This window comes from Quadrisphaera sp. GCM10027208, assembly GCF_042658805.1.
In the GTDB taxonomy this organism is placed as follows: domain Bacteria; phylum Actinomycetota; class Actinomycetes; order Actinomycetales; family SCSIO-59966; genus SCSIO-59966.
This window is the reverse complement of the sequence record NZ_JBHSRC010000002.1, coordinates 154642-166949: the sequence shown is the minus strand read 5'-3', so window position 1 is coordinate 166949 and position 12308 is coordinate 154642. Positions and strand designations below refer to the sequence as shown.

Annotated in this window: 11 protein-coding genes; 8 read left to right on the top strand and 3 right to left on the bottom strand. The window is 74.1% G+C overall.

What is annotated here, in order from left to right; translation table 11 throughout:
- The first annotated feature begins 101 nt into the window (after nucleotides 1-101).
- The 8 genes from ACFP6A_RS03850 (at nucleotide 102) to ACFP6A_RS03815 (ending at nucleotide 9480) form a co-directional block, all read left to right on the top strand.
- Nucleotides 102-1754: a DNA repair helicase XPB gene (locus ACFP6A_RS03850; protein WP_379601682.1), complete on the top strand. Its 1653-nt coding sequence runs from the start codon at nucleotides 102-104 to the stop codon at nucleotides 1752-1754.
- A gap of 407 nt (nucleotides 1755-2161) precedes the next feature.
- Nucleotides 2162-2395, top strand: coding sequence for a pentapeptide repeat-containing protein (locus ACFP6A_RS03845; RefSeq protein ID WP_379601680.1), 234 nt, complete (start codon nucleotides 2162-2164; stop codon nucleotides 2393-2395).
- Between the two features lie 172 nt (nucleotides 2396-2567).
- On the top strand, nucleotides 2568-4895 hold the full coding sequence (locus ACFP6A_RS03840) for a putative bifunctional diguanylate cyclase/phosphodiesterase (protein WP_379601678.1): 2328 nt from the start codon (nucleotides 2568-2570) through the stop codon (nucleotides 4893-4895).
- Between the two features lie 70 nt (nucleotides 4896-4965).
- Nucleotides 4966-5691 carry a response regulator transcription factor gene (locus ACFP6A_RS03835; protein WP_379601676.1) on the top strand — a complete coding sequence of 242 codons (726 nt, stop codon included), beginning with the start codon at nucleotides 4966-4968 and terminating at the stop codon, nucleotides 5689-5691.
- Nucleotides 5691-7157: an ATP-binding protein gene (locus ACFP6A_RS03830; RefSeq protein ID WP_379601674.1), complete on the top strand. Its 1467-nt coding sequence runs from the start codon at nucleotides 5691-5693 to the stop codon at nucleotides 7155-7157. Before ACFP6A_RS03835 ends, ACFP6A_RS03830 begins: the two co-directional genes overlap by 1 nt.
- Nucleotides 7158-7209: 52 nt before the next feature.
- The gene (locus ACFP6A_RS03825; protein WP_379601673.1) at nucleotides 7210-8430 is read left to right on the top strand and encodes a S1C family serine protease; all 1221 of its coding nucleotides are present in this window, start codon (nucleotides 7210-7212) and stop codon (nucleotides 8428-8430) included.
- An 18-nt stretch (nucleotides 8431-8448) separates the two neighbouring features.
- Complete coding sequence (locus tag ACFP6A_RS03820) at nucleotides 8449-9117, top strand: metal-dependent phosphohydrolase (protein ID WP_379601672.1); 669 nt, start codon at nucleotides 8449-8451, stop codon at nucleotides 9115-9117.
- Between the two features lie 72 nt (nucleotides 9118-9189).
- Nucleotides 9190-9480 carry a WXG100 family type VII secretion target gene (locus ACFP6A_RS03815; protein ID WP_379601670.1) on the top strand — a complete coding sequence of 97 codons (291 nt, stop codon included), beginning with the start codon at nucleotides 9190-9192 and terminating at the stop codon, nucleotides 9478-9480.
- A 104-nt stretch (nucleotides 9481-9584) separates the two neighbouring features.
- On the opposite strand, the gene ACFP6A_RS03810 is transcribed toward ACFP6A_RS03815, so the two are convergent.
- The 3 genes from ACFP6A_RS03810 to ACFP6A_RS03800 are packed head-to-tail and all read right to left on the bottom strand — an operon-like array spanning nucleotide 9585 to nucleotide 12251.
- Nucleotides 9585-10292: a PIG-L family deacetylase gene (locus tag ACFP6A_RS03810; protein ID WP_379601669.1), complete on the bottom strand. Its 708-nt coding sequence runs from the start codon at nucleotides 10290-10292 to the stop codon at nucleotides 9585-9587.
- The gene (locus tag ACFP6A_RS03805) at nucleotides 10292-10969 is read right to left on the bottom strand and encodes an ArsR/SmtB family transcription factor (RefSeq protein ID WP_379601667.1); all 678 of its coding nucleotides are present in this window, start codon (nucleotides 10967-10969) and stop codon (nucleotides 10292-10294) included. Before ACFP6A_RS03805 ends, ACFP6A_RS03810 begins: the two co-directional genes overlap by 1 nt.
- On the bottom strand, nucleotides 10962-12251 hold the full coding sequence (locus ACFP6A_RS03800; RefSeq protein WP_379601665.1) for an MFS transporter: 1290 nt from the start codon (nucleotides 12249-12251) through the stop codon (nucleotides 10962-10964). The genes ACFP6A_RS03805 and ACFP6A_RS03800 overlap by 8 nt, the downstream gene beginning before the upstream one ends.
- Nucleotides 12252-12308: the final 57 nt, after the last annotated feature.

Sequence of the window (12308 nt, the reverse complement as noted above, 5' to 3'; positions counted from 1 at the left end):
CCTGCGCCCTGGACCGTCGTCCAAGGCGGCCCGCGGCGCAGGGAAGGTCCCGGGCCCGGTCGGACGTTGTGGCAGCCAGTGCCCCCTGCGGAAGGACCCGCGTGAACGACGGACCGCTCATCGTCCAGAGCGACAAGACGCTGCTGCTCGAGGTCGACCACCCGGCAGCTGAGGCGTGCCGCCGGGCGATCGCGCCGTTCGCCGAGCTGGAACGCGCCCCCGAGCACGTGCACACCTACCGGCTGACCCCGCTGGGACTGTGGAACGCCCGGGCCGCCGGCCACGACGCCGAGCAGGTCGTCGACGTCCTGCTCGAGCACTCCCGCTACCCGGTGCCGCACGCCCTGCTCGTCGACGTCGCCGAGACGATGTCCCGGTTCGGCCGGCTCCAGCTCGCCAACCACCCGGCGCACGGGCTCGTCCTGCGCGCCCTCGACGTCCCGGTGCTCGAGGAGGTGCTGCGCAGCGCGAAGGTGAAGCCGCTCGTCGGCGCCCGCGTCGAGCCGGACACCGTCGTCGTGCACCCCAGCGAGCGTGGTCACCTCAAGCAGGTGCTGCTCAAGCTGGGCTGGCCCGCCGAGGACCTCGCCGGCTACGTGGACGGGGAGGCCCACCCCATCGACCTGGTCGAGGACGGCTGGGCACTGCGGCCCTACCAGGAGCAGGCCGTCGACGGCTTCTGGCACGGCGGGTCCGGCGTCGTCGTCCTGCCCTGCGGGGCCGGCAAGACGATCGTCGGCGCGGCCGCGATGGCCCGCGCTCGGTCGACGACCCTCATTCTGGTGACGAACACCGTCTCGGCCCGGCAGTGGAAGCAGGAGCTGCTCCGGCGCACGTCCCTCACCGAGGACGAGATCGGCGAGTACTCCGGCGCCCGCAAGGAGATCCGCCCCGTCACCATCGCCACCTACCAGGTGATGACGACCCGACGGAAGGGCGCCTACACGCACCTGGAGCTCTTCGACGCCCGGGACTGGGGGCTCGTCATCTACGACGAGGTGCACCTGCTGCCCGCCCCCATCTTCCGGATGACCGCGGACCTGCAGGCCCGCCGCCGGCTCGGGCTCACCGCGACCCTCGTGCGCGAGGACGGCCGGGAGGGTGAGGTGTTCTCCCTCATCGGTCCGAAACGGTTCGACGCCCCGTGGAAGGAGATCGAGTCCCAGGGGTACATCGCCCCGGCGGACTGCGTGGAGGTGCGGGTGACCCTGCCGGACGGCGAGCGGCTCGCCTACGCCACCGCCGAGCCGGAGGAGCGTTACCGGCTGTGCTCGACGTCGGCGGTCAAGCTGCGGGTCGTCGAGGACCTGGTCCGACGGCACGCCGGGGAGCAGACCCTCGTCATCGGCCAGTACATCGACCAGCTCGACGAGCTGGCCGACCGGCTCGACGTCCCGCTCATCAAGGGCGAGACGACGGTCCGGGAGCGGCAGCGGCTCTTCGACGCCTTCCGCGCCGGTGAGGTCCAGACGCTCGTGGTGAGCAAGGTCGCGAACTTCTCCGTGGACCTGCCCGAGGCCTCGGTCGCCGTCCAGGTGTCCGGCTCGTTCGGCTCCCGGCAGGAGGAGGCCCAGCGCCTCGGCCGGCTGCTACGGCCCAAGGGGGACGGGCGCTCCGCCCGGTTCTACGCGGTCGTCGCCCGCGACACCCTGGACCAGGAGTTCGCCGCCCACCGGCAGCGCTTCCTGGCCGAGCAGGGGTACGCCTACCGGATCGTCGACGCCGACGACCTGCTCACCGGCACCCACGAGTAGCCCCACCCCACGCCCCCCACTCGGTGATCATGCAATCCCGCCACCCCCCCGACCCCTTCGTGATCATGCAATCCCGCCACCCCCCGGCCACCTCAGCGCGCCACGTCGACTAGCGGACCGAGTGCTCCGGGACCTTCCTGGCAGCTGGCGTAGGCACAGAATGCTGCGTTCGGCACAGCTCAGCCGGCGTGTCGCGCCACCAACCCAGCATTCTGTGGACTGGACAGTGGGCCTACCGGTCGGCGACGCGGACGACGTGCGGGCGGACACGACCGGGGTCTGATCCGGTACCGTCCGAGGCGTTAGCCCAGTGGAGTGCCTGCCGCGACGGACCGTAGAGCACCGCTTTACGGATTGTCACGAACGTCCGACACTGAGTAGGTCCGCCCGACGACAAGGAGAATGCCATGAAGTCCCCGCTCAAGGTGCTCGCCGCGGCCGGCCTCGGCCTCGCGCTCGTGGTCACCGCTGCCCCCGCTCAGGCCGCCCCCAAGGTCACGGCGGGCGCCCAGCTCACCGGCGCCCAGCTCACCGGCGCCCAGCTCACCGGCGCCCAGCTCACCGGCGCCCAGCTCACCGGCGCTCAACTGACCGGCGCCCAGCTCACCGGCGCCCAGCTCACCGGCGCCCAGCTGACCTGACGACGCCGCCTCACCGGGCACATCCACCGATCCGGTCGCCGCCGCCGTGCCGACCGTGCGCCGTCCCCGCCACCCGTCCACGCTCCTCGCGGTGGGCGGGTTGGCGCTTGCCCTGATCGGCGCGCTCCTCCTGGCACGACTGCCTCCCTTTGAGGTTGACCCGGTCCTCGGGGTGACGGCGACCGTGCTCGTCGTTGCTGCCCTCTACGTGCTCGCCGAGGGCAGCCTGTTCCACCTCGAGGTACGCGGCCATGCCCTGTCTGTCAGCCTGAGCGACCTCGCGCTCGTCGTCGGGCTGTTCCTGCTCCCCCCGCACTGGCTGCTGGTGGCGCGGCTGGCCCCCGCCGTGGTCCTGTTCGTCGTCCGGCGGACGGCGCTGGTCAAGGCGGTGTTCAACCTCGGCTTGTTCACCGCCGAGATCGGGGTCGCCTTCACGCTGCTCCAGGTCCTCGCCCCCGACCGGGGGCTGGGGGTGGGCACCTGGCTGGCCACCTACCTGACCGTGGCGGTCGTCGACCTGCTCGGCGGGTTCGCCGTCGTGCTGGCGATGCGGCTGCTCGGCAGCGCGGTACCCCGTCGGGACGTCGTCCCCATGATCGGCGCCGTCGTCGTCTCCGGGTTCCTCAGCACAACCCTGGCGCTGATGGCCATCGTCGTCCTCGACACCTCGGTCGCCGGGTTGCTCCTGCTCGCGGCGCTGGCCGCGGTCGTCGCCGTCGCTCACCACGCCTACTACCGCCTGCTGCGCCGCCACCAGGACCTCAACCGGCTCTTCGCGTTCACCCAGACCGTCGGCGCGGCCCGGGACGCCGACGGCGTCATCGCCAACCTGCTGGACCACGCTCGAGAGCTGCTCAACGCCGAGAGCGCGGTGCTCCGCCTGCTGCCAGGACTCGGTGGCACGGCCACCGACAGCGACCCGCTGCTCTCCGAACCTCATCCACGACTCATCCCCCGCGGATCACGGGACCCGCTGGAGCGGCAGTGGCTCGCCCGCAACGGGCTACGGGACGCGCTGCTGGTGCCGGTCCGGGACGAGACCCACGTCGTCGCGGTGCTCCAGGTCGGCAACCGACTGGGCGCTGCCGGCACCTTCACGCGGGACGACCTCAAGCTGCTGCAGACCCTCGTCGCCCACGTCGAGGTGCTCTGGCACAACGGCCGACTCGTCGACCAGCTGCGCCACGACGCGACTCACGACGCCCTGACCGGCCTGGGCAACCGCACCCTGTTCAACGACGGGCTGCAGGCCCTCATCGACGGCGGCGGCCACGGCGCGACCCTGCTGCTCGACCTCGACCGGTTCAAGGAGGTCAACGACGCCCTCGGTCACCCGGTCGGTGACGTGCTGCTCGAGAAGGTCGCCGCCCGGCTCCTGGACCACGTCCCGACCGGCTCACAGGTGGCCCGGCTCGGCGGCGACGAGTTCGCCGTCCTGCTGCGCGGGCTCACCTCACCGGAGGAGGCCCTGGCCACCGCCCGGGCCGCCCGGGCCGCCCTCACCGGAGCGTTCGAGGTCACCGGCACCTTCCTCGAGGTCGGCGTCTCCGTCGGCGTCGCCATGGTGCCTGCGGACGGCGAGGACGCCGCCACGGTGCTGCGCCGGGCCGACCTGGCCATGTACGAGGCGAAGCGGACGGGGGCCGGCGTCGTCCGCTACAGCCCGGTCCTCGACCACCGCAGCACCGGCCTGCTCGAGCTGGCCGGCGAGCTGCGCTCGGCGGTGGAGCAGGACCAGATCGTCATGTACTTCCAGCCCAAGGAGAGCCTGCGCACCGGCCGGATCGTCGGCTTCGAGGCCCTCGCCCGCTGGATGCACCCCGAACGCGGGGTCGTCATGCCCGAGGTGTTCGTGCCGCTGTCCGAGCAGACCGGCCTGGTCGGGCTCCTCGGCGAGGCGGCTGCCAGCCAGGCGCTCGAGCAGTGCCGGACCTGGCTGAGCCGCCGGCCGGGTGTCGGCGTCGCCGTCAACCTCTCCCCTCGCCGGCTGCTCGAGCCGGGTCTGGCCGCCTCGCTGGACCGGTTGCTCGCCGAGCACGAGGTCCCGGCAGAGCTGCTGACGCTGGAGATCACGGAGAGCACCGTGATGGCCGACCCGGACGCCGCGGTCCGGGCCATGCACCAGCTGCGGGACCTCGGCGTGCGGTTGTCGGTCGACGACTTCGGGACCGGCTACTCGTCACTGAACTACCTGCACCGGCTCCCGGTGCAGGAGGTGAAGATCGACAAGTCGTTCGTGCTGCCGATGCACCGGGACGTCGGGGCGACCGCCATCGTGCGCTCGATCGTCGAGCTCGCCCACACCCTGGAGCTCACCGTCGTCGCCGAGGGGGTGGAGAACGAGCCCACCCGGCAGGCCCTCGTCGAGCTGGGCTGTGACGTCGGCCAAGGCTACGGTCTGGCCTACCCGATGCCCCCCGAGGACGTGCAGGACTGGCTCGTCCGGCACGACGCCACCCGGCGCGACCGGCGCGCAGGAGGGCGCCCCCGGGCCGTGTGAGCCCGCCCCGGCGGAGCCGACGCCGGACGACGTCCAGCCGACTCCCAGGTTCCTGCCCGACACTGGTCCGGTGGCACGACCGGACACCCCCGAGGCCAGGCTGCTCGTCGTCGACGACGAGCCGAGCATCCGCGACCTGCTAGCGGCCGCCCTGCGGTTCGCCGGCTTCGAGGTCCACACCGCGGCCGACGGCCAGGAGGCGCTGCGACAGGCCGAGCTGACCCGCCCCGACCTCGTCGTCCTCGACGTCATGCTCCCCGACCTCGACGGGTTCGCCGTCACCCGCCGGCTGCGCGAGCGCGGCCGGGACGTGCCGGTGCTGTTCCTCACGGCGCGGGACGACGTCCAGGACAGGGTGACCGGTCTGACCGTGGGCGGCGACGACTACGTGACGAAGCCGTTCTCGCTGGAGGAGGTCGTCGCCCGGATCCGCGCGGTGCTGCGACGCACCGGCGCGGGCGCCGACCCGGCCGCCGGCCGGCTCGTGTTCGCCGACCTCGAGCTCGACGAGGACGCCCACGAGGTCCGCCGCGGGGAGCGCACGATCGAGCTGTCCCCTACCGAGTTCAAGCTGCTGCGCTACCTCATGCTCAACCCCAACCGGGTGCTGTCGAAGACCCAGATCCTCGACCACGTCTGGCACTACGACTTCGACGGTGAGGCCTCGATCGTCGAGTCGTACATCTCCTACCTGCGGCGCAAGGTCGACCACGCCCCCGACGGGTCGCCGCTGACTCCGCTGATCCACACCCGGCGCGGGGTCGGCTACGTGCTGCGGCTCCCGCCGGAGGAGTGATGCGCCCGCTCGCGTCGTCCTCGCTACGGACCCGGCTCGTCGCCATCGTCTCCGGGCTCGTCATGCTGTCGCTGCTCGCGGTGACCGCGGCCACCCTCGCCGTCATGCGCCCGGCGCTCGTCGCCGACCTCGACGACCGGCTGGCCGCCACGGTCGCCGACCCACGGGCCCTGGAGTCGCTGGTCAACGACGCCGGCCTGGGCCGCCGGTTGCGCGGCCGGCTGCCGACGGACTACGTCGTCCGCGTCAACGACGCCGGCGGCGAGCAGGTGTTCCTGGACGCCGGGGTCACCCCGGTCGAGGACCTGCCGGACCTGTCGGCGGTCACCCTGGACCGGGTCCGCGCCACCGACGGCGACCCGTACACGGTCGACGGGTGGCGGGCGATCTCCCGCCCGGTCTCGGTGGCCACCCTGGCGGGCCGCGAGGCCGGGTCGGTCACCGTCGCCCTGCCGCTGGCCCCTGTCGACGCGACGCTGACGGCGCTGGCCGCCCGGGTCGCCGTCCTCGGGCTCGTGGTGCTGGCGGCCAGCGTGCTCGCAGGCTGGTTGGCGGTGCGGAGGGCGTTCCGGCCGCTGCGGGACGTCGAGACGGTCACCGCCGCGTTCGCCGACGGCGACACCTCCCGGCGGGTGCCGCCGGCGCCGGCCGGCACCGAGGTCGCGCGACTGGGCGCCGCGGTCAACGAGATGCTGGACCGGATCGAGGCCGACCTCGCCGCCCGGGAGGCCAACGAGCGGCGGATGCGTCAGTTCGTCAGCGACGCCGGCCACGAGCTGCGCACCCCGCTGGCCGCCGTCCGCGGTTTCGCCGAGCTGCACCGCCAGGGCGCCGTCCGGGACCCGGAGGACGTCGCGCGGACCATGGGACGGATCGAGCAGGAGGCGGTCAGGATGAGCGGCCTCGTCGAGGACCTGCTCACCCTGGCCCGGCTGGACGAGCAGCGGCCGCTGCGGCGCGAGCCGGTCGACCTGCTGGTGCTGGCCGCCGACGCGGCGGAGAGCCTGCGCGCGCTCGCCCCGGACCGGCAGGTGCGGCTGACGGGCATGGACGGCGCCGGGCCGGCCGCCACCCCGGTCGTCGGCGACGACGCCCGGCTGCGGCAGGTGCTGACGAACCTGGTCGCCAACGCGGCCCGGCACACCCCGGCCGGCTCCCCGGTGGAGATCGAGGTGGGCACTCGGCAGGGGTGGGCGCTGTGCCGGGTCGTGGACCACGGGCCCGGGGTTCCGGCCGAGGACGCCGAGCGGGTCTTCGAACGGTTCTGGCGGCGGGACGAGTCCCGCTCCCGCGGCGCGGGCGGCGGGTCGGGTCTCGGGCTGGCGATCGTGGCCGCCCTCGTGCGCGCCCACGACGGCGCCGTGCGCGTCGTCCCCACCCCCGGCGGCGGGGCGACGTTCGAGGTCGCTCTGCCCGCGGCGTCCTCAGGTTTCTCCCAGGAAGGGCCCAGCCCGGCCGCAGGCTGAGGGGTTCTCCTGGTGCGACACCGACGAACCGGAGGCACGATTGACCACTGAGATGACCACGCCCCCGCACGACCCGTGGGCACAGCGCCCCCCGACCGAGCCACCCGGGCCGCAGCAGCCGGCCGAGGAGCGCCGGCGGGGACCGGGCTGGGGCGGCACCATCGCCGCCGCCGTCCTGTCCGCGCTGCTCGCGGCCGGTGGCACGGCCGGCCTCGTCACCGCCCTGGACGACGACCCTTCCCCGGCTCCGCCGGCGGCGGGTACCGAGTCCGACCAGGGGACCACCGACCAGCCCGACGCGGCGTCGTCCGCACCCGCTCCCGCCGGCCAGGTCGACTGGACGCCGGTCGCCGAGCGGGTCGCGCCGAGCGTCGTGAGCATCGACGTGCGGGGCCGCACGGGCGCCGGACAGGGGTCCGGTGTGGTCATCGACGACGCGGGGCACGTGCTGACGAACAACCACGTCGTGGCCGGCGGCGGCAGCGGTGCACAGGTCCGGATCTCCCTCGACGACGGGCGGGTGCTCGACGCAGAGGTGCTCGGCACCGACCCCACCACGGACCTCGCCGTACTGGCGGTCCCCGACATGCCGGACGACGTCCCGGCGATCGACGTCGGGGACTCCGGCGCGGTGCAGGTGGGCCAGCCGGTGATGGCGCTCGGCAACCCGCTCGGGCTGTCGCAGACGATCACCACGGGCATCGTCAGCGCCGTGGACCGCCCGGTGACGACGCAGAGCGTGGGCGGTCAGCCGTTCGAGCCCGGCGTGCCCGTGGTGACGAACGCGATCCAGACCGACGCGGCGATCAACCCGGGCAACTCCGGCGGTGCGCTCGTGGACGCCGCCGGGCGCCTCATCGGGATCAACTCCTCGATCGCGTCCCTCGGCCAGGGCGGTCAGGCCGGTTCGATCGGGCTCGGTTTCGCCATCCCCGTCGACCAGGCGCGGTGGGTGGCGCAGTCGCTCATCGAGACGGGCGCCGTCGAGCACGCCTACCTCGGCGTCTCCCTGGAGGACGGCGTGGTGGAGGTGGACGGCGTGCCGCGGGAGGCCGCCGGGATCGCCACCGTCGTGCCGGGGACCCCGGCCGAGCAGGCCGGGCTGAGCGCCGGCGAGGCGGTCGTCGCGGTGGACGGCGAGCCCGTGCCCGGTGCCGAGTCGCTCGTCGCCCAGGTCCGCGAGCGGCAGCCGGGCACGGAGGTGACCCTGTCGGTGGTCGGCCGGGACGGTGAGGTCCGTGAGGTGACGGTGGAGTTCGGCGTCCGGCCCTGAGCCGGGGACGGAGTGGTCGTGGAGCACCTGCTGGAGCGGTTCACCGCCGCGGTCGGCGCCGCCGGGGGCAGCGCCCCGGCGGCCGACGTGGAGGCGGCCGGGATGGACGTGCTGCGCCGGTGGTCCGAGCCGCACCGCGGCTACCACGACGTCGAGCACCTCACCGAGGTCCTGCGCCGGCTCGACGAGCTTGCCGACCACGGGGTGCCGGTGCCCGTCGAGGCCTACCTCGGGGCCTGGTTCCACGACGCCGTCCACGAGGGCCGGGCCGGGGACGACGAGCGCGAGTCCGCCGAGCTGGCGGCCAGGGAGCTCGCGGCGCTCGGTGTGCCGGACGACGTGGCCCGGCGGGTCGCCGCCGTCGTCCTCGTCACCGCCGGCCACCGGGTGCCGCCCGGTGACGAGGCGGCGGCGGCGCTCTGCGACGCGGACCTCGCCGTCCTCGCCGCGGACGCCGAGCGGTACGCCCGCTACGTCGACGGGGTGCGCCGCGAGTACCCCGGCGTGGACGACGCCACCTTCGCTGCCGGACGCGCGGCCGTGCTGCGAGACCTGCTCGACCGGCCGGCCCTGTTCAGCACCGCGGTCGGGCGGGAGCGGTGGGAGGCCCGGGCCCGCCGCAACGTCGCGCTCGAGCTCGCTGCCCTCGACGGGCCGGGGACGCCTGTGGACAACGCCGGCGGGTGAGCGGCGTCTGCGCCTAGCGTCGTACCGAGAGGTCGACCACAGGCACAGGACAGGCACAGGGAGGAGCACGAGATGAGCCGTTTCGAGGTGGACAGCGCCCGGGTGGCGGCGGCGAGCGCCGCAGTCAACGGGTCGGTGGGGGCGATCTCCACCGAGGTGGACCGGATGATGCGCAACCTGCTGGACCTGCAGAACAGCTGGCGCGGGACGGCGGCCACGCAGTTCCAGGGACTCGTCACCGACTGGCGCGGCACCCAGGAGCGGGTGCGGCAGTCGCTCGAGGACATCTCCCGGGCGCTGCAGGCGGCCGGTCAGCAGTACGCGGAGGTGGAGCAGGCCAACACGCGGATGTTCACCCGCTGAGGCGTCGTCCTGGCGCTCCGCCATGACCGGAGCGCCAGGACGACCCCCACCCCCCCACCCCCCACCGTGATCATGCAATCCCGCCACCCCACCCCCACTCGTGATCATGCAATCCCGCCACCCGGCGCACGCGCCCCTTCCGGCCGACCGCGGACCTGCCAGCGCAGGTACTCGTGCTCACCGAGGAGCTCGAGCCGGCGCCACAGCACGCTGCCCGGGACCGCCTGGCTGGGGTGGCAGGCGACGGCCCGGCGCTGCAGGGTCCGTTCCACCGTCAGGACGACGTCGATGTCGGCGTCGTCGTGCCCGACGAACGGGGCGCCGTACTCGACCCGCAGCCGCTCGGCCACCGTGCGAGGGACCGTCCAGCCCAGGACCGGCAGGTCGAGCCGGACGGCCGCGCGCACGGCTGCCGCCGTGGCGGCGGCGTGGTCGGCGTGACCGGTGACGCCGGTGAGGTCGAAGCCGACCAGTCCGTCGGCGTCCGCGGCCCGGACGGCGCGCTGGACGTCGTCCGCAAGGCGGTCGGCCGGTACGTCCTGGAGTGCGCCGTCGGGGTGGTCGAGCAGGGTCACGGCGTCCAGGCCGAGCACCTCGGCGGCGTCGGCAAGCTCCCGGGCCCGCAGCTCGGCGAGGTCACCGGCGACGCCGTGCAGAGTCGAGGCCTCCCCGCGGGTCAGGCACAGCACCGACACTCGGGCGCCGGCGGCGGCGGAGGACGCGAGGACCGCACCCAGGGCGAAGGACTCGTCGTCCGGGTGGGCGACGACGGCCAGCACGGACCGCCAGGACGGCAGGGTGGTCACGGGCATCACGCGGCTCCGGGGTCGGAGGTCTCCAGCGGGCGGCCGGCGACCCGCCACTCCAGCAGGCCGTCGCGGCTTCGGCGGGCGGGCCGGCCGCGGGCGGCAAGCAGCCGGAGGGCGTCGTGGGCCAGAGCGCAGTACCGGCCACGGCAGTAGACGAGGACCTCCCGGTCCGCCGGCAGCTCGGCGAGCCGGTCGGCGAGCTGCTCGAGCGGGATGCCCAGTGCCCCGGGCAGGTGACCGGCGGCGTACTCGACCTCGGGTCGGACGTCGAGGAGGACGGCGTCCCCGGTCTGCACGGCGGCGAGCAGTTCATCGACGCCGACGGCGGCGGCGTCATCCGCCGCTCCCAGGTAGGCGCGGCCAGCCGCGTCCACACTCGGACGGTGCGCGGCCGCCACCCTGCGCAGCGCCTCCCACAGCGCGGCGACGTCGTCCCCGGCCAGAGTGTAGCGCACCCGCTTGCCGTCGCGCCGGGAGACGACCAGGCCCGACTCGCGCAGGACCTGCAGGTGAGCCGAGCACGTGCTCAGCCCGAGCCCCGCGGCACGAGCCAGGTCGTCCACGCTCCGGGGCCCCTGCGCCAGCAGGTCCAGCAGCTCCAGGCGCTTCGGACTGCCCAACGCCTTGCCGACGGCCGCGAACTCCGCGAACAAGGCGTCCTTGGTGGCACGGTCAGCCATCGGCGACCTCCACGGCCCTGCGCGCACCCACCGGGTCGTGCGTCTCGTACATCCGCACCGCGACGACCAGGGCGGACAGCAGGCTGACCGCCGCGGCCGCCCACACCGCGGCACGCAGGTCCCACAGGTCCGCCACGACACCACCGGCGACAGCGCCGACGGCGTAGCCCAGGTCCCGCCAGACCCGGTACACGCCGACGGCCCGGCCCCGCCAGACGGGATGAGCCACGTCCCCGACGACGGCCAGCAAGGTCGGGTAGACCATCGCCGTCCCGGCCCCGAGGACGACGGTCCCCACCGCCCAGGGCGCGAACGCGTCGGCAGAGGCGATGACGCCGAGCGCGGCGGCCTGCGTGGCCATCCCGGCGGTGACGAGGTGCTTGCGGCCCCACCGGTCGGACAGCGCGCCGGTGAGCAGCTGCCCCACCCCCCACACCGCCGGGTACAGCGCGAAGAGCAGGCCGACCCGGTCGACCGGCAGACCCGACCCGGCGAACAGCAGCGGGAACAGGCCCCAGGACAGACCGAAGTTGAGGTTGTTGACCAGGCCGGCCTGGCTGGCCGAGGACAGCGCCGGTTCGCGCAGGCTCGTCTGCAGCACGACCTCGCGACCGGTGAGGTCTCCGTGCAGGTGGTCGTGGCGACCGTCGGCTCGCGGGACGTGACGGGACGCCTCCAGCGTGGCGTGCCCGCGGGTCTCCCGGACGACGAGGGTGGACAGGCCGAGGGCCAGGCCGGTGTAGGCCAGGCCGAGCAGGAACGGCGCCGGCCGCAAGCCGTACTCCGCAGCCAGGTAGCCGGCGGCGACCGAGGTCACGGCGACCGCGCCGTAGCCGGCGGCCTCGTTGAGGCCCATCGCCAGCCCCCGCCGCCGCGGGCCGACGAGGTCGATCTTCATGATGACGGTGGTCGACCAGGTCAGTCCCTGGCTCAGGCCGAGCAGGACGTTCGCCGCCACCACCCAGCCCCAGTCCGGCGCCCAGATGAGCAGCAGCGGCACCGGGACGGCGAGCAGCCAGCCACCGACGAGCACGGGCTTGCGCCCGTGGCGGTCCGACAGCTCGCCAGCCGCGTAGTTGGCGGCAGCCTTGGCCACGCCGAACGCGGCGACGTAGCTGAAGATGAACGTGTAGCCGGTGACGCCGAGCTCACGCTCGGCGAGCAGCGGCAGGACCGTCTGCTGCTGGCCGACCATCCCGCCGACGAGGGCGTTGACGGCCACGAGCAGCGTGAACTGAGCGGCGTTCGCGCGCAGGCCGAGGACGGGCCGAGTCTCGGACACCCGCCCGACGCTACATCATTCCATTGAGCATTGGAATGATTGAGTGTCGGCAATGAC

Bases quoted from the DNA above. Each gene is read 5' to 3' on its own strand.
- ACFP6A_RS03845 (WP_379601680.1), top strand. From the start codon at position 2,162: ATGAAGTCCCCGCTCAAGGTGCTCGCCGCGGCCGGCCTCGGCCTCGCG.
- ACFP6A_RS03830 (WP_379601674.1), top strand. From the start codon at position 5,691: ATGCGCCCGCTCGCGTCGTCCTCGCTACGGACCCGGCTCGTCGCCATC.
- ACFP6A_RS03825 (WP_379601673.1), top strand. From the start codon at position 7,210: ATGACCACGCCCCCGCACGACCCGTGGGCACAGCGCCCCCCGACCGAG.
- ACFP6A_RS03815 (WP_379601670.1), top strand. From the start codon at position 9,190: ATGAGCCGTTTCGAGGTGGACAGCGCCCGGGTGGCGGCGGCGAGCGCC.
- ACFP6A_RS03810 (WP_379601669.1), bottom strand. From the start codon at position 10,292: ATGCCCGTGACCACCCTGCCGTCCTGGCGGTCCGTGCTGGCCGTCGTC.
- ACFP6A_RS03805 (WP_379601667.1), bottom strand. From the start codon at position 10,969: ATGGCTGACCGTGCCACCAAGGACGCCTTGTTCGCGGAGTTCGCGGCC.